The 22,148-nt window shown below is 37.2% G+C and carries 20 protein-coding genes; 8 read left to right on the plus strand and 12 right to left on the minus strand.

The genetic code is table 11. The features are described from left to right. Nucleotides 1–169: 169 nt before the first annotated feature. Complete coding sequence (locus H3T57_RS00305) at nt 170–1,120, minus strand: hypothetical protein (protein ID WP_110438529.1); 951 nt, start codon at nt 1,118–1,120, stop codon at nt 170–172. 144 nt (nt 1,121–1,264) lie between these two features. Between H3T57_RS00305 and H3T57_RS00310 the strand changes: the two genes are divergently transcribed. Continuing rightward, the gene (locus H3T57_RS00310; protein WP_198192490.1) at nt 1,265–3,001 is read left to right on the plus strand and encodes a glycosyltransferase family 2 protein; all 1,737 of its coding nucleotides are present in this window, start codon (nt 1,265–1,267) and stop codon (nt 2,999–3,001) included. A 561-nt stretch (nt 3,002–3,562) separates the two neighbouring features. Here the strand turns inward: H3T57_RS00310 and cobM are convergent. Genes cobM through cbiE form a run of 3 tightly spaced genes read right to left on the minus strand, consistent with a single transcriptional unit; the run spans nt 3,563 to nt 5,902 of the window. Continuing rightward, nucleotides 3,563–4,318 carry a precorrin-4 C(11)-methyltransferase gene (cobM, locus tag H3T57_RS00315; protein WP_198192492.1) on the minus strand — a complete coding sequence of 252 codons (756 nt, stop codon included), beginning with the start codon at nt 4,316–4,318 and terminating at the stop codon, nt 3,563–3,565. Further along, nucleotides 4,315–4,752 (minus strand): cobalamin biosynthesis protein, encoded by a 438-nt coding sequence (locus H3T57_RS00320; protein WP_122124006.1) that lies wholly within the window; start codon nt 4,750–4,752, stop codon nt 4,315–4,317. The genes cobM and H3T57_RS00320 overlap by 4 nt, the downstream gene beginning before the upstream one ends. Next, on the minus strand, nt 4,697–5,902 hold the full coding sequence (cbiE, locus tag H3T57_RS00325) for a precorrin-6y C5,15-methyltransferase (decarboxylating) subunit CbiE (RefSeq protein ID WP_198192495.1): 1,206 nt from the start codon (nt 5,900–5,902) through the stop codon (nt 4,697–4,699). Before cbiE ends, H3T57_RS00320 begins: the two co-directional genes overlap by 56 nt. A 118-nt stretch (nt 5,903–6,020) precedes the next feature. On the opposite strand from cbiE, the gene H3T57_RS00330 reads away from it, so the two are divergent. Further along, a complete protein-coding gene (locus tag H3T57_RS00330; protein ID WP_198192497.1) occupies nt 6,021–6,785 on the plus strand; it encodes a cobalt-precorrin-6A reductase in 765 nt (254 codons plus the stop codon). 1 nt (nt 6,786) lies between these two features. Here the strand turns inward: H3T57_RS00330 and cobJ are convergent, their stop codons facing one another. The 6 genes from cobJ to cobW are packed head-to-tail and all read right to left on the minus strand — an operon-like array spanning nt 6,787 to nt 14,497. Continuing rightward, nucleotides 6,787–7,551, minus strand: coding sequence for a precorrin-3B C(17)-methyltransferase (cobJ, locus tag H3T57_RS00335; protein WP_198192499.1), 765 nt, complete (start codon nt 7,549–7,551; stop codon nt 6,787–6,789). 1 nt (nt 7,552) lies between these two features. Next, complete coding sequence (locus H3T57_RS00340) at nt 7,553–8,272, minus strand: precorrin-2 C(20)-methyltransferase (RefSeq protein ID WP_198192500.1); 720 nt, start codon at nt 8,270–8,272, stop codon at nt 7,553–7,555. Between the two features lies 1 nt (nt 8,273). After that, nucleotides 8,274–8,909, minus strand: a complete 636-nt coding sequence (locus H3T57_RS00345; RefSeq protein WP_198192501.1) for a precorrin-8X methylmutase — start codon at nt 8,907–8,909, stop codon at nt 8,274–8,276. 11 nt (nt 8,910–8,920) lie between these two features. Beyond that, nucleotides 8,921–10,111 carry a hypothetical protein gene (locus H3T57_RS00350; RefSeq protein WP_198192502.1) on the minus strand — a complete coding sequence of 397 codons (1,191 nt, stop codon included), beginning with the start codon at nt 10,109–10,111 and terminating at the stop codon, nt 8,921–8,923. Next, a complete protein-coding gene (gene cobN, locus H3T57_RS00355; protein WP_198192503.1) occupies nt 10,104–13,454 on the minus strand; it encodes a cobaltochelatase subunit CobN in 3,351 nt (1,116 codons plus the stop codon). The genes H3T57_RS00350 and cobN overlap by 8 nt, the downstream gene beginning before the upstream one ends. 2 nt (nt 13,455–13,456) lie before the next feature. Beyond that, on the minus strand, nt 13,457–14,497 hold the full coding sequence (gene cobW, locus H3T57_RS00360; protein WP_198192504.1) for a cobalamin biosynthesis protein CobW: 1,041 nt from the start codon (nt 14,495–14,497) through the stop codon (nt 13,457–13,459). A 152-nt stretch (nt 14,498–14,649) separates the two neighbouring features. Here cobW and H3T57_RS00365 point away from each other — a divergent pair, with 152 nt between their 5' ends. Then, nucleotides 14,650–15,363: a nucleoside/nucleotide kinase family protein gene (locus H3T57_RS00365; protein ID WP_198192507.1), complete on the plus strand. Its 714-nt coding sequence runs from the start codon at nt 14,650–14,652 to the stop codon at nt 15,361–15,363. 157 nt (nt 15,364–15,520) lie between these two features. Here the strand turns inward: H3T57_RS00365 and H3T57_RS00370 are convergent, their stop codons facing one another. Then, nucleotides 15,521–16,456: a 2-hydroxyacid dehydrogenase gene (locus H3T57_RS00370; RefSeq protein WP_198192509.1), complete on the minus strand. Its 936-nt coding sequence runs from the start codon at nt 16,454–16,456 to the stop codon at nt 15,521–15,523. A 98-nt stretch (nt 16,457–16,554) separates the two neighbouring features. On the opposite strand from H3T57_RS00370, the gene cobU reads away from it, so the two are divergent. The 3 genes from cobU to H3T57_RS00385 are packed head-to-tail and all read left to right on the plus strand — an operon-like array spanning nt 16,555 to nt 19,140. Beyond that, nucleotides 16,555–17,055: a bifunctional adenosylcobinamide kinase/adenosylcobinamide-phosphate guanylyltransferase gene (gene cobU / locus H3T57_RS00375; RefSeq protein WP_155565874.1), complete on the plus strand. Its 501-nt coding sequence runs from the start codon at nt 16,555–16,557 to the stop codon at nt 17,053–17,055. 19 nt (nt 17,056–17,074) lie between these two features. Then, the gene (gene cobO, locus H3T57_RS00380) at nt 17,075–17,680 is read left to right on the plus strand and encodes a cob(I)yrinic acid a,c-diamide adenosyltransferase (RefSeq protein WP_155569572.1); all 606 of its coding nucleotides are present in this window, start codon (nt 17,075–17,077) and stop codon (nt 17,678–17,680) included. After that, complete coding sequence (locus H3T57_RS00385; protein WP_232349694.1) at nt 17,680–19,140, plus strand: cobyric acid synthase; 1,461 nt, start codon at nt 17,680–17,682, stop codon at nt 19,138–19,140. The genes cobO and H3T57_RS00385 overlap by 1 nt, the downstream gene beginning before the upstream one ends. Before the next feature lie 212 nt (nt 19,141–19,352). Here the strand turns inward: H3T57_RS00385 and cbiB are convergent, their stop codons facing one another. After that, nucleotides 19,353–20,351 (minus strand): adenosylcobinamide-phosphate synthase CbiB, encoded by a 999-nt coding sequence (cbiB, locus tag H3T57_RS00390; RefSeq protein WP_232349695.1) that lies wholly within the window; start codon nt 20,349–20,351, stop codon nt 19,353–19,355. 95 nt (nt 20,352–20,446) lie between these two features. On the opposite strand from cbiB, the gene cobD reads away from it, so the two are divergent. Further along, nucleotides 20,447–21,451: a threonine-phosphate decarboxylase CobD gene (gene cobD, locus H3T57_RS00395; protein ID WP_198192522.1), complete on the plus strand. Its 1,005-nt coding sequence runs from the start codon at nt 20,447–20,449 to the stop codon at nt 21,449–21,451. A gap of 180 nt (nt 21,452–21,631) precedes the next feature. Then, on the plus strand, nt 21,632–22,120 hold the full coding sequence (locus tag H3T57_RS00400) for a hypothetical protein (protein ID WP_198192524.1): 489 nt from the start codon (nt 21,632–21,634) through the stop codon (nt 22,118–22,120). The last annotated feature ends 28 nt before the right edge of the window (nt 22,121–22,148 follow it).

Raw genomic sequence — 22,148 nt, forward strand, 5'->3', positions numbered from 1 at the left:
TGTTAAACTGATGTAGAAATCTTATGAAAATTTAATATTTTGAACATATATGAAGATTTATATTTCGATACATTAACCTTAATTGATATTAAATAAAAGTTATATCAAAAAAAATAATTAATGATCATAATCAAATTCACTGTTGATTTAATGATAGATTGTAATCTAATTACAAATTAGAAATAAACTTCCTGACAGGATCACAAATATTTCTATTAATTCTTTTAACCCCATATAAATGGTTTTTATCATAAATTTGCCAAATATAATTGCCATCATTAAGGTATTCTTTTTTTTGAAGGAAATCTGTATCTTTATTTAGGAGAGATAGAACCGTTTTAATATTAATTTTGTAATCACCTTTTTTAAACAGTTTATTATTTAAGATTTTTTTTAATTTATTCTTAATGAATGGATTAAGAAATTTGTTATTGTCTATTTTTGTAAATTTACTCCATAGTATCCTATCAAAATCATGAACTTCTGAAAAAATATAGGGTAATCCATTGGGTTGATATCCTATGCAATGAGCTAGCGTTGAAAAAAATATTTCTTCTTTAGTGTAGTGATAGTTAGTATCCAGCAAATTGTGTTTGTTAATAAGGGTTATAATTTCGAATAAAACGTCTGTTTCATAAAAGGATCCTTCTATTTGTGATGCAAAGATAGCGCCTGAATTAAAAGAGTTAACAAAGTTAGTGAAAATCTTATCCTGTAAAACCATATGTGCAGGCCACCAATAAGATCCGGGTAAAACCAATCTTAAATTATAGGCAGATTTTGTGGTAGAAACGTAATTTTCAACTTTATTGGAAATAAGCATATCATTTGATGCATGAAATACGATAATGCCTCTCTCTTTCATATTTTTAATATATTCAATATTGGCAATATGCCCTGCTATTACATTTCCCCATGATGTGTCAGTTTGGTTATTATTGATAATAACATTTTTGATTTTTAAATTTTTTATTTTTTCATTTAAATTATTTGTTGTTATTTTCGAAATTTTGGAAATATGTATGATTATGATGCAGTTAGAATAAAATTTGTTTAAATTATCAATTTGATTAATGATTACATCAATATTTTCATGAACGAGCAAAGAAACATAAATCATTACTATATTAACCCTAATAATGTGTTTAAAAATATAAAAACAATAAATTTTTATATTGAGCTTAAAATTATTCTTATAAGAAAGTAAATTGATTTTTGATATTTTTTTAAATAATTATGATTTAAAAAGAAAGGAACAATTTTAATGGAAAAGCACATATTACATAATTTTTCTTGGGGCGTAGAAACTCCATATGTTGCAGAAAATGAAATTTTTTTCAGATGCCCAAAAGATGTTGTTATACAGGATGGTAATATTTATATTGATGCTTTTTCACATGTGTCTTTTAACACTTATTATAATATCTTTCCTTCCAAACAATATGTTAAGTATACGAATATTAAAGATTTAAATGTTGGGGTGGTTGTAAAAGGTAAAGCAAAGATAGAAGTATATGGGATTAAACAAGAATTGGCACATTCCTATGAAGTTAACTTACTATCGCATTATTTTACTAATGAAGTGAATTTAACAATTGAAAACTGGTCAAAATATGATGCTGTTTATTGTCGATTGGCTTCATGTGAAGATGTTGTTGTTTTGAAAAAAATATTTTTTTATACCAAAGATGAACCGACACAGGATGTAAAATTAGGATGTTGTTTTTGTACATATAATAGAGAAAATTATATAACAAAAAATGTTAAGAAAATTCATGAAGGTATTGTTAATTCACAAATAAATAGTTTAATTTTTATTTCTAATAATGGAAAAAAAATAAATATAAAAAATAATGATATAATTCATTTGGAAAATAGCGATAATTATGGTGGGGCGGGCGGTTTTACAAGAGCTGCATTAATGGCCTCTGAGATGGGCTGTACTCATATTATATTCATGGATGATGATATCGAGTTAAATTTTGAGTCCGTATTTAGAACTTATGCTTTTTATAGTTTTATAGCCAGTAAATATAAGAATATTTTTCTTTCTGGCTCCATGTTTTCTTTAGATGAAAAATGGTTGCAATATGAAAGAAATACAATCATTGACAATTATGGCATGCATCATCAGGGTCATTGTCAAGACCTGCGTTTGTATGGGGAAATTTTACAAAACGCGACTTGTGGATTGGTTAATGGTGTTGCTGGTTGGTGGTTTTGTGCATTTTCAACCCAGCATTTAAAAGATTATGGAATGCCGTTGCCAATTTTTATCCGTGGTGATGATATCGAATTTTCTCGACGTTGTAATGCTAAAATATTGTCATTGCCTGGAATTTGTGTTTGGCATGAGCCTTTTTACAAAAAATACTCTGAAATTATGGAAGATTACTATCTCCTGCGTAATGTATTGATTTTTTCATTTTCTACGCCTCAAAATTTAATTGAATTTGGCATGCGTTTTTTTCGTAATAAATTCATTAGAAATATTACGACTTGGAATTATGTAGCCTTAAAAATGAATATGATGGCTGTTGAGGATTTTATTTCAGGTAGATATGAAGCAAATCCATATGAAAATCATCAAAGAATTGTCAATGTTTATAATTCTGTTAAAAAGAAAAGTAGTGTAGAAGGGTTTGTTTATTATGAAAATCAATATACGCATATCAGGTTAAGAAAAAAGATTTTGTTATTTTTATTGAATTTTATTCTTTCACCTTCTGAACAAGGTGTTTCACAAAAAGGATTTAATCGTAGACCTTCTGATTTTATAAGAAAACGTGAAGTAATTGTATATGATTTTCATAAACAATGTGGTGAGAAACATTTTTTTGAGAGAAAACATTTAATTTTTTATATTATGTTTTTTATTAAAAATTATTTATGTATCTTTTTGCAACAAAGTAAGTTTAGGGAACAAATGCTGCAATTTAGAAAAAAAACAACCACTAAAGAATATTGGAATACTTTATTGAAAAGAAAGGTAAAAATTTAGAACTAAATTTTATATCAAGTTAATTTCAAGAATAGGTAAAGATAAATTTTATATATTTGTTTTACCTAATTCTTAATAATTAATTAAAATAATTTTGACATGTGTTAAGGTTATTAGTCGTGTCTTGTTTATGTTATGCATTTTGATTAAGTGTTTTAGGATCGAAGGTGTTTAACTCAATTTTTCGTAAAGTATTGTATGGGAATGTGATTCAACGAAATATGTTGTTAGTTTGAGATAACATTAAATATTTTAATATTATGAATTTTTTTAGTTCCTGAATACGATTTCAGGGGTAATATGAATCCAGATTGCTGGGTTAAATCTTGCAATTTCTTGTCACAAATTACTTTTGTATGAAAATAGGTTTGTATTTTAAAATTTTTTTTAATGCATTTACTGTTCACAATAACTGGAATTAATGTTGGCAATGGTAAGAGATATGTTTTAAAAAATGGTTTCATTCTGTATGAATTGTTTTTTTATAATTACACGTGATAAAAATCAAAGGACTGAGAAATGATCGAAAAAGGTTTTAATATTTATTGAATAGAATAAATATTATTGATTTTTAAAATGACGTTGATAGTTAACATTATATAGGGCACTTTCCATATGGTTTTTACTACCCATAGCAGGACCAACCATAATTAACGCAGTACGCTGGATTGGATTGGCGTTTATTTTTTTTAAAATAGTGGCCAATGTTCCCTGTATAATTTTTTCATTTGGCCAGCTTACATGCGCAGCGATGACGATTGGACAATTTTCTCCATAAAAAGGAACCAAACGCTGAACAATTTCTTCAATACGATGAATGGCGAGATGAATAATCAGTGTAGTGCCAGTTTGTGCATAGGTTTCTAATTTTTCTTTTTCTGGCATTACTGATGCACGTCCAGAAATGCGTGTTAAAACAATGGATTGTGCTATTGTTGGAATAGTCAATTCTTTTTTTATGATTGCAGCAGCGGCTGCAAAAGCGGGTACACCGGGTGTAAGTGTATAGGGAATGGCGTGTTTTTCAAGTCGGCGGATTTGTTCAGCAACAGCACTATAAACAGAGAGATCCCCTGAATGTAAACGGGCGACATCTTTTTCCGCTTGATTTGCCTTTACAAATTCATTTTCGATCTGATCCAAATTTAGTGGGGCCGAATCAATCAATTGTGTATCAAAAGAGCAAAATTTCAGAATATCTTTAGGAATAATAGATCCGGCGTAAAGACATACTGGACATTGTTCCAAAAGCTTTTTCCCACGTAATGTTATAAGGTCAGCAGCCCCTGGGCCTGCCCCGATAAAATGGACGGTCATGGTGTTGAGGATCCTTTATAGGCTAAAGATAAGGTAATTCCTTTATAAATCATCTTTCGTATCAGTAAATGATCTTTTTTGTGCATAATGGCTAAAAGACAGGCTTCTGAAACAGCACCAAAACCGGTTAGTTCATAAATTCTGTTTGAATAAGATTGACATTGGGACTGAAGATTTTTGAGCGTGTCCAATGCAATGAATTGAATGGGTAGTTTATAATGATGTTGCAGGATTAGATAAGTGCTATCTTTTTGTTTAAAAGCAGGCGCAGCAATTAAATAAATAGAAGCCCGATAGTTTCGTTTAATTTCTTGCAGTGTACAATATATATGTTTGGCATTTGTTTTTTTTTGACTGCCCAGACCAATTAATAAAGTGTCAGGGGAGGCGCGTGACGCAATATTGGGTAATGGTGCGGTCGGGTCTGAAACCATGGTAATTCCCTAAAGATTCATAATGCTGGATTTGAAGGCGGCTGATTGTTCCGCCCAATTGTTGTTGAGTCTGAAAAAGGATTTGATCGCTTTCGGTCGTTACGGAATTAATAACCAGCCGTCCATAAGGATGAAGGTTTCTCCATACAGTTTTTAAAAGATCAGGTGCTGTTAATCCACCTCCGATAAAAACGGCATCAGGACGTGGCAGTTTATCTAAAACTTCAGGGGCCTTGCCTTCAATGATTTTCAGGGATGGGACACCCAGACTATATGCGTTTTCCCTTGCTCTTACAGCCCGATCATGACGTGATTCAATGGCAATGGCTTTACAGCCGGGATGGGTTAACATCCATTCGATGGCAATGGAACCGGATCCCGTGCCAATATCCCATAACAAAGCGCCAGGAAAAGGTTGCAATGCTGATAAAGTTGCCGTGCGGATATATTGCTTTGTTAATTGACCATCATGTCGAAAATAGGAATCTTTTCGTCCATGGCAATAGGGAAGCCCTTCAAACCGGTCTAATTCAAGGGCAATCATGTTTAAAGGGTCAATTGTTCCGGGCAGGGATTCTTTTAATAAAAAAGAACGTATCCGTTCCCGCGGTCCACCAAGCGCTTCAAGAATATAAAATAATTTATATGGGATTTGCCATTTTTCCAGATATGCCTTGACGTTATGAGGTGTTGATTCATTTTCGGATAAAATAAGTGTTTTACGACCCGGTATTAAGGCTGGGCGCAAGGTTTCCAACGAGCGACCACATAAGGAGATTGTATCAATGGTTTGTCCTGACCAACCTAACCGGTTGCAGGCAAGGCTATAGGATGAAAGGGTGGGAAAACTTTGCCAATCATTGATAGCCAAGGATTGTACGGCTAAAGGACCAATCCCATACCAGAACGGGTCACCTGACGCAAGAATTGCAACTGATTCAGGTTTAAGGTTATTGATTTTGTTTATGGATTCTTGAATGGGCGACGACCATATTTCTGTTTGACCTTGAATAAGGGTGTTTGCAAGTCTCAAATGACGCTTACCACCGAAAACGTAAGATGCGTTTTTTAGACATTTACGAGCCTGATCGGAAAGGGAGTTGATACCATCTTCGCCAATACCAATAATGCTAAGAAAAGGGTAAGTCATATTATTTACAAAAATCACTTATTAATTCTATCAGGTAACGGAAATGAATTATAACTGGGGTAATTGAAAAAATCATGTAATCTATTTATGTAATGACAAATTTTTATAGGTATCTTTAGTGGGACAAAAAAGAAAAAAGATTTTGCTTTTAGGTGGCACCAGTGAGGCTTCCCAATTAATACACTGTCTGCAAAATAATGATTCCATAGAAGTTATTTTTTCTCTAGCGGGTGTGACAAAAAATCCTGTATTACCCGAAAATGTGATATCACGTGTGGGTGGGTTTGGTGGTGTCACCGGATTGATAATGTGGTTAAAGAATAATCAAATAGATTTCCTAATTGATGCAACACATCCTTTTGCCCTACAGATGACTAATAATGCCTGGAAGGCAGCGAAGATTTGCAGAATTCCCTTTTTGAATTTGCAACGTCCGGCATGGCAGAAGCGGGATGGTGATCATTGGTATGAGGTAAATTCAATTCCTGAAGCTGTAAAGGTTTTGGGTCATAGAACGTTAAGGGTATTTTTAACTATCGGTCGTAAAGATATATTATTATTTAAAGAGAATATTATCCAGCATCATTATTGGATAAGAAGTGTTGATAAGCCTGATGATACGGTTTTGCCAAGTCATGCCGAGGTCATTACTGCCAGAGGGCCTTTTGATGTGCAAAGCGAATATGATTTTTTAAAACAATACCATATTGAATGTATTGTTACGAAAAACTCCGGTGGTCAGACTGTTTATGCGAAAATTGATGCGGCAAGAAAATTGTCAATTCCTGTGATCATGATTCAAAGACCTGTTATGCCCCAACTTCCTTCTGTTTCAACTATGGATAAGGCTTATCAATGGTTGATGAGTCATCTTCAGGGATAATTTATTCGGTTATAATCGAACGAGATGTGTAGAACCAGGGACGTATATTTTCCCGTGACTGGGGAATTAATTGACTATAACGGTTGCCAATCAAGACCAGGGTTTGCATATTTCCCATGGAACCTTTGGCATCGCCCAGGGTAGTTAGGTGAATATGTTCGTTTTTTCGGGAAATTGCCTGACAAAAAGCCACTGGAATATAGGGAGGTAAAATCTCCTTCAATAATTCAAAAGCTTTATCAAGTTGCCATGGTCTTGCTTTGGAAACGGCATTATAAAGAGCTATGACAAAATCAGCCTGAGCCGCAAGCCTTAAACGGTGCAGAATAAGTTTCCAAGGTTTCAGGTTATCGGAAAGGGAAATGGCGCAAAAATCATGACCTAAAGGCGCTCCTAGTCTTGCAGCCGCCGCAAACATGGCGGAAATTCCTGGTAAGACAGTTATTTCAATCTCTTTCCATATTGGTTTTCCATGATCAATGGTTTCAAAAATAGCACTGGCCATGGCAAAAACGCCGGCATCTCCTGAAGAGACAACCCCAACCTTATAGCCTTTTCCGGCAAGTGTTAACGCATGTTCGGCACGATCGAGTTCTTTGCGATTATCTGATTTATGTTTTCGTAAAGATGGTCTATCAGGGATGCGATCAAGGTAAGGACCATAGCCAATCAGGTCTGTTAAGGTTGGCAAAATTTTTGATGCTTCAATCGTCAGTAAATCAGGATCTCCAGGACCAAGACCTATGATGTATAGATGTCCCGTCATCTCAATTTTCCTTACCGACGATAAGGATCAGTGAAAAATAGGGGGCTTTTTCATCCTGCATTTGTGATAATGGCAAAATACGTTCCTGGTTTTGGGTGCCACGTTCAATATAGGTTGCTTGTTCAAGCAAATGGGCCTGCTTTAAAGCGGTTTTAACCTTTGCAAGATTGCGGCCAATTTTCATGATGACAATGGATTCACACTGGTTCAATTTTACCAAAAGTTTGTCGAGGGGTAAAGTCGCGGACAAAATGGTTAAGGTTTGGTCATTGCGAACAATCGGTAAATGTAATCGGCTCCAGCAACCATTCATTGCCATAACGCCTGGAATGACCTCTATGGTATATTGTTCTTGTAGTCTTTCCAATATATAAATTGCAGATCCATACAATAATGGATCGCCTTCACATAACAATCCTATATCTTGTCCTTCATCGAGTTTTTTTTGAATCTTAGAGGCACAGTGATCATAAAATGTTTCTAACGTTTCTTTATATTCAGGAGCATAATGAGGGATTTCTGTAGTCAAGGGGTATTCAAAACGTAATTCTGTTAAATCATGGATAAGGAATGGTGTGGCAATTTGACGTGCATGACCCATTTCACCTTTTTTACAAAAATAAGCGATAAAAGAAAGGGAATTTAGAATGCGTCCGGCTTTTTTTGTCACCAATTCAGGATCGCCCGGTCCCATACCCAATATAAATAATGTGCCTTTCATTTTATATTTCCTGTTTTTGGGCCAAAGCGTTCAATGCGGCAACACCCATGGCGCTTCCACCCTGTCTGCCCGTTATGATCATATATGGAATTTTTCCCCATTCTTGCAATGCCAGTTTTGATTCAGCCGCACCCACAAAACCTACAGGGACACCGATAATTGCTGCAGGCTGGGGGATTTTCTTCTGGTCTAATAAATTGATCAAATGAAACAAGGCTGTTGGTGCATTACCAATGACCACAACCGCCTGTTTCAGGGTGTCTCCCCATAAATGGATGGCAGCAGCGGAACGCGTGTTTTTTATATCTTGGGCAATCTTGACTGTATCGGGATGGTTCAGGGTGCAAATAATTTTATTATTGGCGGGCAGTCTATGTCGAGTAATTCCATGCGCAACCATTTCTGAATCACAAAAAATCATGGAACCCATTAACAGGGCCTGTTCACTTGTTTCAATAAAATCGGGACTGAATACGATATTTTTTGTTATTTCGATCCGTCCACATGCATGGATAACCCTGACGGCAATTCTGGCTTCATCTTCTGTAAAATTAGATAGGTCAGCTTCTTTGCGAATGGTTGCGAAGGAATTTTGATAAATAATCTTGCCATCATGGATATAGTCATAAAGAGGCATGAATGTTTTTCCTATTTCATTTCAGAATATGTAATGAGTTTAGCGCTGATTTCTTCCAAGTCTAGATTTTTGTAAAGGCTTTCATCATTTGCCCTGCCGTGTAAAATAAAATTATATCCCTTGGGGGTTGCACATAGGGTTAAAGGATTTTTCAGGGGAGATGCGCATCCTTTTGCACAGCCAGATATATGCAGTGTCTGTAGTTTGGAATGCCAGAAGCGTATAAGTTTTTGAACATCTTTCATCACGGGTTGCATTCCCTGAAGACAATAGGGTTTACCCGGACATAAGATGATATTTAAACGAGGATCCTGTTTATCGGTAATAAATGATTTCAAATGGGTATGAGCTGCGTTTGAACAGTAGGGCAGGATAATTGTCCGATCGGGGGTGAGCTGCAGGGTGGAATTTCCATATTGATCAGAGATGTCTGCCAGTAGACTTAAATCTTGACTATGGAGCAATCCAAAGGGAATGCCGAGATGATAACCATGTGGAAATTGACCAATCGAAAGTTTTTCAATTGAAGTTGGATAGGTATAGGATTGTTTGGAACATGAATTTTCCCTTATAAATTGATCAGCATAGTCATGATGAAGCAGGCGGAAATAATTGTGTTTATTGCAAAATTGTAAAATCTGTTTAAGCAGTTTGGCACAATTATCCAAGTTACAGGGTATTACCTGTTTTGCATGACCTAATTGCAAAATCCATTGGTCATGATGGATACGTAGATTAATATCGGCATGATGACGGGTTAAGGGGAATAATCCGCCCCCGTCAATAACGAAACTAAATTTGCCAGTCAGAAATTTTACAGTCTCATTTTCAATGATTTCATGTTGTATACACTGGGCATAGCGTATGGTATCTTGGTGGCAAGAAGGGTCGATACCGGCCAAGGGTGAAATAAGAATATTGCGTTTACCTTCTTCCAATGCATTGGGACTGCATAGATTTTCATTTTTGGCTAAAGGTATGAATTGTTGGATATGTTCCCGGGTAAATCCCCGTAATTGCAGATTGGCCTTTTGTGATAAATTAATAAAGCCATTTCCCAAATCAGATGCTGATCTTGCAATAAAACGTGCCTGTCGACTGGTTAATTTTGCAAAAGGAGGCTTAACTCGACATAACCATCCATCTCCTGTCTTCATAGGATGATAAAGCGATGGACACCATCCCCGACGTATATTATTCATCGCTTTCTTCCAGTTTCATGAAAACGCTGTTTGATTTTGGATGCCACAAGCCACGTTTAAGGGATTCATTGAAGCGATTTTGAATGGATTTTTTTGCCGCTGGATTGGAATTTTGTAAAAATCGGTTAACAGTATCATTTCCAAGCGTTGCTGCAAAGACGAGTTCAAACTGTTGATCAAAGCAATGGGAAAGCGTTGCTGAAAAACTGAAAAGTGCATCGACAGAACGGGCTATTTCCGCGGCTCCACGATAGGAGTGATTCATCATTGCCTTTAACCACATGGGATTGGCAACACGTCCACGCACTATACGGTTGACTTCCTCAACCAATAAACGGATTTTTGGATTTTCTGCTTTTGAAGTGTCACCGTGATATAAGTTGGGTGTATTGTCAAAGAGTTTTGCAGCTGCCGCAAAACCACCTTCATGGGCAGCGTAATCAGCGCTATCCAGAAGATCAATTTCGGCATGGTCTTGACTGTGAAAAAAAGCCTGTGTTGTTTTTAAACGTTCTGAAAGCCCTTGTCTATCGTAAATGCCATCTTGCCCGTTTCCATAACTATATGCTGAATTTTCCAGCCATTTTTCGCCCAGTTCCGCTTGTTCACGCCAATTTCCAGTATTCAAGGCATATTCTATGCCCGTTCCATATGTGCGTTGGGCTGTACCATAAATGCGGTTAAACCGGGAATGATGGCTTCCGGGGGGGGTATTTTGAAAAAGATATGCCAAGTAATTCCAATCTTTATCTTCGGCACGTTGGGCAAGGGTTTTAACCGTTTGATCAAACAATGTGATCTGATCTTCAAACGCATCACGGAAAAATCCTGAAATGCGGAGTGTTACGTCGACGCGCGGTCGGTTCAATTTTGCCAATGGGATGATTTCAATTGAAGTAACACGATTTGAACTTGTATCCCAGATGAGTTTGACCCCCATGAGAATATAGGCCAGAGCCAGGTCCTCGCCGCCTGTTCTAAGATTGGTGCTTCCCCATAAATCAATAACAATATGTCGCAGGTGATCACCATTTTCCTGTATAAATTTCAGCAAAAGCTGTCCTGCCATCTTTTCTGCCAGAAGATAGGCAGTACGAGTGGGAATACCACGTGGATCAACCGTATACAGATTACGTCCGGTTGGGAGAACATCCAGTTTTCCTCTTGTGGGTGCCCCAGCAGGGCCAGGCTGAATAAATTCTCCATTCAAAGCGTTTAAGAGCGATTGTTTTTCCTGCTCTGCACATTTGTAAAGATTCGATTCAATCTCTGATATTTTATCGGGGGCATAATGTTTTATTGTTTCTAGAAGATGCTGGAATTGAATTGGAGGTTTACCAAAAATATGTAACCCTTCCCGTATTTGCAAATCCTTGACATCACATAAATAGGCATCCAGATGGTTCAGGGCGACCTCATCGCCGCTTTCCTTGCGGTTGATGCCTGTTTCTGCCAATAAACCGCAGGATTCTGCTTTATCCAGAATAGTCCCGAGAAGAAGTTTGCTGCGTCGATGGTCCAAACCATCAGCTTCAGCATAATCATCGATTAACCGTTCTAGTTCTGCGGCATCGCCGCTAAGGATTGTCTTATTGACAGGAGGCGTTAAGTGTCCGATGGTAACAGCACCGAGACGTCTTTTTGCGCAGGCTGCCTCACCTGGATTGTTAACAATAAAGGGATAGATGACGGGTAAGCCACCCAGCAATACAGCAGGGGAACAATGATCGGAAATTGCGGTTGCTTTGCTTGGTAGCCATTCCAGTGTACCATGCGTTCCCAGATGAATGATTGCATCAATGGATTCATGATGGCGTAACCATAAATAGAAAGCGATATAACCATGGCATGGTGGAATATCTGGATCATGATAAGTGTTTTTATGATTTTTTGAATCAGCTCTTTCAGGTTGGATCGCGCAGATGATATGGCCTAATTGAATATATCGTATGGTAAAATTTTCTTTTTGCAGCGTTTTATCTTTTTCAAATTCTGGCCAGTATGCCAAAACCTTTTTTCTGAATGTCGTAGAAAGTGTGGAAAAATATTGTTTATAATCAGTCAGGGATAAAGTGGCCCTGGTACCTGACTGACATAAAATCTGGATTAAATTTTTACAGTCGGGAATTACGGATCCTGTTTGATATCCATTCTTTTTCAACCATTGTAAAATATGTTCAAGACTGGCAAAGCTGTCCAAACCGACGGCATGTCCTTCTTGTCCGCTGACACCCGGGTAATTTGAAAGAATAATAGCAATTTTCTTGTCATGATTGTTTTTTTTTCTTAAATTAACCCATCCGTTAACACAGTTTGTAACGAGATCTATTCCTTTTTGATAAGGTTCATACCGTGTTTGGTTATTTTTCTCTTTTTTAAATCCTATGGCAGTTGTCGAGATTTTACCGTCAAGTTCAGGTAAAACAACCTGGATGGCAAGATCGGTTTGGGATAGGCCACGAAAACTTTTTTTCCATAAATGTTTACTGTTACTAGGCTGAAGAATTTGCAGGACTGGCACATTAAATGTTCTAAAAAGAGAATTATTATAATCTTGCTGTATAGAAAAATATGTGGCGTTTAAAATTATTGTTGGGTGATTTTGGTAGAGATATTGCCCAACCCAATGGGAAATTTCTGGGTCTTTTAGAGAGGTCAGATAAACAGCCTTGATATTTATGCCTTTTCTGAATAAGGATTGTGCGAGGGAAAGAATAGGTTCGATATTGTTGGCCAGCAAATGAGAGCGGTAAAACAATATTACCGCTAGATTTTGATGGGCATGAAATGGATAAGGTAAGGGATATTCCCCAACCATCGGTAAAATGTAGGGGGTAATAGATTGCCCTATTTTATGGTCAAGATGATGGGCGGCAAGATTTAGGATGTGACTGTAATTTTCTCTTCCACCAGCCAGGAACAGTTCCTTGAATTGATTTAACAGGTTGGCGGGAATAGTGGAAAGATTATCAAGATGGGGATTTTCATAATTTTCGCCAGAAATAATGGCCAGGGGAATGTGACGGGACTGACATAAGTTATGGATTTCTTCCGTACCATAGCGCCATGCCTCAATTCCTCCTAATAATCTTAAAATTATGAATTTGGACTTGCTGATTGTCTGATCCAGATAGAGGTCGACAGACATTGGATGACGAAGACGGTTAAGAGAAACTAGCTGTATTGATGGAGAATTTTCAGGTTGCTGCGCTATGCAACTCGCCATCACATTCAGGTCATTATCGGAAAAGGACAGAAAGACAATATCGGCTGGTTCATGTTGCAAATCTTCAGCCGGTGCCTGTTCATCCAGACTTGTAATTTCTCGAACCAGGATATGCATTATTAAATTTGTGTTTCCAAGGCTGCCTGAATGGCCTTTTGATTGATGCTTTTCTGTCCAATGATGATTAATCGTCCTTGAGATTGTTCATCTTGATACCATGGACGGTCAAAATGATAACTAAAGCGTTCACCGACCCCGTGTATTTCAAGGCGCATCGGTTTATCGATAACCTGGATATAACCCTTAATGCGTAGTATATCGTGCAGGTTTGTTAGTTGAAGGAGTTTATTTTCCAAGGCTTTTGGACTCGAGACTGGAGGAATATTGACAACAAAACTTGTAAAGTCATCATGTTCATGATCTCCATCCACACCATCATGATGAGAGGGACGTGTCTGTAAATTATTTTCAGCCCCGGCGTGAATACCCAGGATCACTTCTGGCTCGATTTTTCCGTGTGAAAGAGGCAGAATTTTCACGGCTTTTGGAATTTGTTTTTTGATTTCATCAGTTAGATACCCAAGCTGTTCTGAGGTAATGAGATCCACCTTATTGAGAAGGACAAGATCTGCAGAATTAAGCTGATCTTCAAAAACTTCCTGCAGGGGATTGTCATGATCGAGTGAGGGATCAGCCTGACGTTGTTGAGCGATTTTTTCTGGGTCATCCGCGAAACGTCCAGCAATAACAGCGGGGGAATCCACAACAGTAACCACACCATCAACAGTCATTTTGGTTTTGATATCAGGCCAGTTAAACGCCTTGATTAAAGGTTTTGGTAATGCCAGCCCGGATGTCTCTATAATGATGTGTTGAGGTGGAGACGGACGGTTTAATAATGACTCCATTGTTGGCAGAAATTCATCCGCAACTGTGCAGCAGATACATCCATTTGCCAGTTCAACAATATTTTCCTCCTCACATCCTGGAACAGCACATTTTTTTAGGATCTCACCATCAATACCCAGAGCGCCGAATTCGTTAACTATAATGGCTATTCGCTTATTGGCGTTTTTTTTCATGATTGAACGCAATAGGGTTGTTTTTCCTGAACCAAGAAAGCCTGAAATAATGGTTGCCGGGATGCGAGATGGTTGCATAAAAAGCCTTTAATCGGAAATTACATAAATTGATGTGAAAGATTGAATTTACGATTTTTACAAAACCAAGGCAAGAGACGTTTGTTGAAATACAACGTCACGATATATTATTGAATATTATGAGATTCCTTGTTTTAATAGAATAGGTTGAAATGCAGTATAAAAGTGAGACACCATTGGAAGACTTAATCTTGCCTGTTTCTTACATAGAAAGGGCAAAGGCGCTTTGTGCAGAGGGAATGCGTAAAATTTTGGCCATCGCAGGTGCTCCAGGATCGGGAAAGTCAACGGTTGCCCGTCTTTTGCAGCAAGCCTTACCAGACTGTTCGGTTCTTGTTCCGATGGACGGTTTTCATTTGGCAAATAAAGAATTGGAAAGATTGGGTCGTAAAGAACGTAAAGGGGCACCGGATACATTTGATGTGAAAGGCTATCTTGCCTTACTTCAGAGACTGAGAAATCAAAAGCATGATGAAGTCATTTATGCCCCGGAATTTGATCGAACCATTGAAGAGGCAATTGCCGGTTCCATTCCCGTTTTTCCTGAAACAGAGTTGATCATTACCGAGGGTAATTATTTATGTTTGACACAAGGGGACTGGAAAAATCTGGCTGAACTGTTTGACGAGAAATGGTTTGTTATGGCACCTCAACAGGAACGGCAGCAGCGTTTAATCAATCGGCATTGCTATTTCGGTCGTACGCCTAAAGAGGCAAAGACCTGGGTTGAACAAACGGATGAACCGAATGCCCAGTTAATCGAAAATAATCGAACAGAGGTGGAATTGGTGATTGAGTGGATGGATGTGTCCAAGAGAAGTTGGGTGAAAAGGTATGGAGGTGTTGAGAAAAATATTTATTTGTAGAAAATGCCTAGCCAAACTTAAATGCTAACTTGAAAACAATTATGGGAAGAGGGATATCTTTCCTGATCCATTAAAGAACAGGGTCAGGAAAGAGTGAACATTAAATAGAGTTGAGTTACATGTTTTTGTATTTCTTCAATTTTTGAAAAATTGATTTTTAAAAATGCACTTCATCAGGGAGGTTTTCACCTTTAAAAAAACATTCTAGGGAATTTAGGATTTTTGCGCCGATACGTTTTGAGGTTTCATAAGTCGCGCCTGCTGAATGAGGGGTCATGATAACATTTTTTAACAAACGTAAGGTTTCTGGAACATGAGGTTCATGTTCAAAAACATCCAGTCCGGCTCCAGCTATTTTTTTGTTTTTCAGGCAGTCTATCAATGCATTTTCATCAATGATACTGCCGCGTCCGATATTAACGACGAACCCTCTTTCACCAAGTGCCTCAAGGATTTCGCGATTAACAGCGTGTCTGGATGAGGGACCGCCGCTGGCGGCAATTATTAGGATATCTGATATCTTGGCCAATTCGATCAAGGAGGGAATATATTTCCATTTTACTCCAGGACGCTGATGTCTTGCTGTGTAGGCAATTTCATTATCAAATGCATGTAAACGTTGGGCAATGGCCTGACCAATATGACCCATTCCCATGATTCCTATTTTCTTATTGGAAATGGAACTTCCTTGATAAGGATAGTTTCCTTTTTCCCATTCATTTTTGCGTATATATTGGTCACGCAGGGTTATTTGACGGGATACATCCAATAATAATGCGATTGCCATGTCGGCTACGTCCTGAGTTGGTGCATTTGTAGCAATACTTAGTTTGATTTGACGTTCTTTTAATTTCTGCAAGTCAACATTGTCATATCCCACCCCATGGACTGTCACGAGTTTTAGATTGGGAAGTTGATCAAGCATATCTGATGGAGCACCAACAACACCATTTGTAATTACAGCTTCGATTTTTTTGAGAATTTCAGGAGAATTAGGCAATTTATTAAGGCTAATATGATTGGTGAAGCGAGTATTGATTTGTTCCTGGAATTTTTTGCAGACAGGTACTAATTGGAGAATTTGAGGTTTCATAGTTTTTCCTTTTTACAAGGGTTTTAAGCAGGTGATATGTGTACGAATATGGTATATCTTTTTAGAAGAAAGGTATATTTATAAAAAGTAATGGAATCATGATTCATTTTGTATTGGGTGGGGCGAAATCGGGGAAAAGCAGATTTGCCGAAAATCAGGTTATGTTTTATCCGTCACCGTGGATTTATCTTGCAACGGCGCGTTGCATGGATCATGAAATGCAGGAAAAAATTGCCGTTCATCAGAAAAGAAGAGGACAGGGATGGCAAACCATAGAGGAATCCGTCAATCTTGCAGATATTATAAATACGAATAATGTTCATTCAATTCTGGTCGATTGCCTAACCTTATGGTTGACCAATCTATTAATGGATAACCGAAATATAAAAGAGGAGACTGATAAATTTCTTTCCGCATTAACGACATTTCATGGAAATATTATAATTGTCAGTAATGAGGTTGGACAGGGTATTGTTCCAGATAATGCGTTAGCGAGAAAATTTATTAACGAAGCGGGAATTTTACATCAGAAAATGGCAGCCATTGCTCATAAATTTACGATGGTTGTTGCCGGATGTCCCCTGAATATTAAAATTTAGTTGAAACAGGAAAATTGATATGAATGATGATGCGTTTCATCACAAACGAAAAATGCAAAAAAGGCAACAATTGCAAAAAACCATTGTTGCCTCCAAGACAGAAGAAAAAGGGCTGTTGATGGTGCATACCGGAACGGGAAAAGGCAAGTCAACGGCTGCTTTCGGTCTTTTGTTTCGTCATTTGAGTTACGGATTTAAAAGTGTTGTTATTCAATTTATCAAAGCACCTGAGTGGAAAACGGGTGAGCAAAGAATGGTTGAATTTTTTCCTGATTTGCTTGAATGGCATACTTTAGGTAAAGGTTTTACCTGGAACACCCAAGATAAACAAAAGGATATTGAATCCTGTCAGGCGGCCTGGTCGTTGGCGTTGGACTATTTGAACCGTGAAGATATATCGCTGATTGTCTTGGATGAATTGAATATAGCCCTACGTTACAATTATCTTGACCCTGACCAGATTATAAGGGATTTACAACAGCGCCCCAAAATGCAGCATGTTGTTATAACAGGTCGCAATGCTCCCCAAAAGCTTATTGATGCAGCAGATATGGTTACAGAAATGAAATTAATCAAACATCCGTTCAATGCGGGTATCAAGGCACAAAAAGGGATAGAGTACTAATGGCTAAAATCCTGATGTTTCAGGGAACAGGTTCAAGCGTGGGAAAATCTGTTTTGGTTGCTGGAATTGCAAGGGCCCTGACAAATAAAGGATATAATGTCTTACCTTTTAAACCACAGAATATGTCGAACAATGCGGCAGTGACGATAGACGGCGGTGAGATTGGACGGGCACAGGCTTTGCAAGCTTTTGCTTGTAGGGTTGATCCTGTTGTCCATATGAATCCGGTTTTGCTAAAGCCGCATAATGTTCAAGGGTCACAAATTATTGTTCAGGGCAAAATATGGGGGCAGGCATCGGCAAGGGAATATCAGGAAATAAAGCCGCAATTATTGGATTATGTTATTGAAAGCTTTAATTTATTAAAACAGAAAGCAGATATCATATTAATCGAGGGGGCTGGATCCGCCTCTGAAATAAATTTACGGAAAAACGATATTGCCAATATGGGGTTTGCGCAGGCTGTGAAAGCACCTGTTATATTAATTGGTGATATTGATCGTGGTGGTGTTATTGCCAGCTTGATTGGAACGCATAAAATTTTACCGCCAAATGATTTAAAATTGGTTAAAGGGTTTATCGTAAACAAAATGCGTGGGGATCCCTCCCTATTTACGGAAACAATGGAGTGGATAAGCCATAAGACAGGATGGAAAAATTGCGGTTTGTTGCCTTTTTTTGATGAATTGAGAAAATTGCCTGCTGAGGATGCTGCAGACTTAAAAGCAGATAAATCATCATATCAATATGGCAAGTTGCATATTTCTGTTTTATTGTTGCCAAATATTGCAAATTTTGATGATTTTGATCCTCTGAAAAATGAGCCGCATATTCTGCTTGAATTTATTTCTCCGGGATCAGTTGTTCCGGCTTTTACCAAAGTGATAATTATTCCCGGATCGAAAAATACTATTTCAGATTTGAATGCTCTATATCAAACTGGTTGGGATATCGATATAAAGGCACATGTCAGGAGAGGGGGATATGTTTTTGGAATTTGTGGCGGCTATCAAATGTTGGGACAACAGATTCTCGATCCTTTAGGCATTGAAGAATCGAGTAATGATCGGATAAAGGGGTTGGGTTTTTTTAAAAGTGATACGATTCTGTCTTCAGAAAAAAAATTAGAGGCGGTTACAGGTCATTTGGCTTTAAAAGATATTGACTGCGAAGGCTATGAAATGCATGTAGGGCAGACAAAACATCATGGCACCTACAAGCCTTTTGCCTATTTGGATGATTCTCGGGCTGAGGGAGCCATTTCTGACAATGGGCAAGTGATTGGAACCTATCTTCACGGAATTTTTCATTGTGATGAAGTAAGGGATTATTTATTGTCATATTTCGGTTCATTAGGAGATGGAATATTGTATGAACAACAGCTTGATTCGGTGATGAATAATTGGGCGAATTTCATAAATGATAATATTTTAGTTGACAATTTAATTTCGTTGTTATAACTATTATCATATAAAAAGAACCTCCTCAAATATTTGAGAAGGTTAAGTATAAAGTTAAGTAGCTAGGTGGTTTGAGAGATTATAATAATCTCTGCAAGTAGGGTTTTATCGATTTAATAAATATAAAATATTAATATAATTATTTTTTCTAAAAAACCTGAGCATTTATATCATATGTAATTATAATTTAGCAATATAAAATCCTTTATTATTTATTTAAAATACGTCATTATTTTGTATAATGCTATTAAAACAATTAATTTTATAAAACTTGCATAATAATAAATTTTACAGGCTTTACAAATATCCTCGGAATATAATTGACTACGTTCTCGGCCTATTCGTGGGGATTCAACAATATGGTCTTTATAGTGGCGTGGGCATAATAACTGAATATTAAGAGTGTAAGCCATGGCTGCTTCTGGCCATCCAGCGTTGGGTGAATTGTGTTTTCGCGCATCTTTACAAACGGGTTTTAGATTATGGAATAATTTTTTAGGATTTGTAAGTAAAATCAGAAGGGCGGATAGTCGTGCTGGAACAAGGTTCATGTAATCATCCATTTTGGCTGAAGCGTAGCCGAAATTCCGATATTGCTCTGTTAAATGCCCGATCATGCTATCTGCAGTATTAATTGATTTAAAAACAAGTAGCCCGGGTAATCCCCCAATATATCCCCAAAAAACGGGAGAGATTACACCATCCGAAAAATTTTCAGCCAAACTTTCAATGGTTGCGCAACAGATTTCCGACATGTTGAGATTATCTGTTTTTCTTCCAACAATGTGACTCAACGCAATACGAGCACCTGCCAGATCATTTTGATCAATTTTTTCCCTAACTGCGTGAACATGTTCGTAAAGTGAGCGATGTGCAATGAAAATACTGCCAAAAATCCCTGATAAAAAAGTTGCTAAAGACGGACGAAAAAAGGTAAATACAAATTTTTGGAAAAGATGGGTTATTAATCCCGGGACTAGAAAGTTAAAAAATAAAGTGATGAAACCATTTCTTTTTTGAATATTTGCATTTTCATTTTTTTTATTGAGTTTAAGTTCCAGAAAGTGAATTAATTTCCCAACATAACATATTGGATGCGGAATTTTTTTATAAATTTTCTCTGGATCTCCCCATATCATGTCAATCATGAGCGCAATAATCATGATTTCAATATTACGTTTTCTGTAAAATATGTTTAAAATCTTTATCATTTAAATTGTCATAATCTGTCATGTGGATTTATTGATATTTTCATAATTTAGATGGTTTTAACTATAAATTAAATAAAGTGGATATAGATAAATATATGAATATTCAACATGGGGGGAACCTTGACCAAGCGAAAAAGCTTTTTCCGGAGGTTACGGGATCATGGCTGGATTTATCAACAGGAATTAACCCTTACAGCTATCCACTTCCCTCTCTAGATATATCTTTATATGAAAAATTGCCCTCTTATTCTCATGAAGAAAATTTGCGGCAGGTTGCTGCAGACTATTATGGTTGCAAGAATAAATCTTGTGTTGCGCTTGCGTCTGGTACCCAAATCTTGATATCATTAATGCCGACTGTGCTTAATGCAAAAGAGGTTTATGTTTTATATCCAACCTATGAAGAGCATATTTCATCTTGGTGGCAGGCTGGGGTAAAAGTAACACGGGTCGTTAATTTTGAAGATTTTGAGACGCTTTGCCTCCAAAAAAATGTAGTGGGGGTTATTTGTAATCCAAATAATCCAGATGGTCGAAAAATTGATATAGCCAGGTTAGAGTCCCTGATAAAAAAATGGAGTGCATCCGGTAATCATCTTATCCTTGATGAAGCTTATATGGATTTTTCAGGGCAGAGTATGGCTTATTTATTACCTTCACCGGGATTGTTGGTATTGCGATCTTTTGGAAAGACTTTTGGTTTGGCTGGGTTGAGGGTTGGATTTTTGCTGGCTTCACCTGAAATTGTTCAAAGAATACGATACATGCTTGGTTTATGGCCTGTAAATGGACCTGCCTTGCAGATAGCCGCTGAGGCCTTACAAGATGGTTTGTGGAAAATTGAAACTGAAAAAAAATTGAGAATTCAACAAAAACGTCTGGATGCTTTTTTGCAAAGTCATTCCTTTAATCTTGTGGGTGGGACGCTTTTATTTCGCTTATTTTATCATCGGTCTGCGAATGATATATGGAAACATTTGGCCTCTCATGGGATTTGGGTACGCAAATTTGATTATAATCCCAATTGGTTGCGTTTTGGATTGTTATACAGGCAAGCAGATTGGCAAAGGTTGGAAGCGGTTTTATTGTCAATTTCGTGAAATGACAATAAACATGTAACATCGGCCATGGATCAGTTTGATGGCATTTAATAACTTTTCATCCTTTCGTTTCATTCAGTTCAGGAGCTGTTTATGATATTTATTGTTACATTAATGCCTTAATATAGCCCGAATTTTGTTTTGATTTAAGATGATTAGATTCATAAAGAAGGAAAGAAAATGTTGTCAAAACGTTTAATTATCTCTGCAAGTTTTTTAAGTGTATTTATGATGGGGAATTTGGTCTCTCAGGTTCATGCTCAGGATGTAATACAGAATTTGCAACAAAAGGAAGATAATTTTCATAACCGTGTTACACAGCATAATCAGGCAATTCGCGATCGTATGCAGCAAAACCAGGAACGTATGGATCGTTATAGGGATTATCAAAGGGATCAGAGAGCACGCTGGGATCAACAAAGACAGGATTTCAAGGATCGTCTGAATGGACCCAAAAGAGAAGCACAGGAACGTATGGACCGTTATAAGGATTATCAAAGGGATCAGAGAGCACGCTGGGATCAACAAAAGCAGGATTTCAAGGATCGTCTGAATGAACCCAGAAGAGAAATGAAATATCGTCAGGAACAAAGACGTCAGGAATGGAAAGATTTAAAAAATAATACAAAACAGGATATACATGATTTGACACATCCATTTTCAAATTAAATTTTTAATTTGTGACACGAATTTGGTA

It is taken from the genome of Commensalibacter sp. W6292M3, assembly GCF_016101315.1.
Taxonomy (GTDB): Bacteria; Pseudomonadota; Alphaproteobacteria; order Acetobacterales; family Acetobacteraceae; genus Commensalibacter; species Commensalibacter melissae.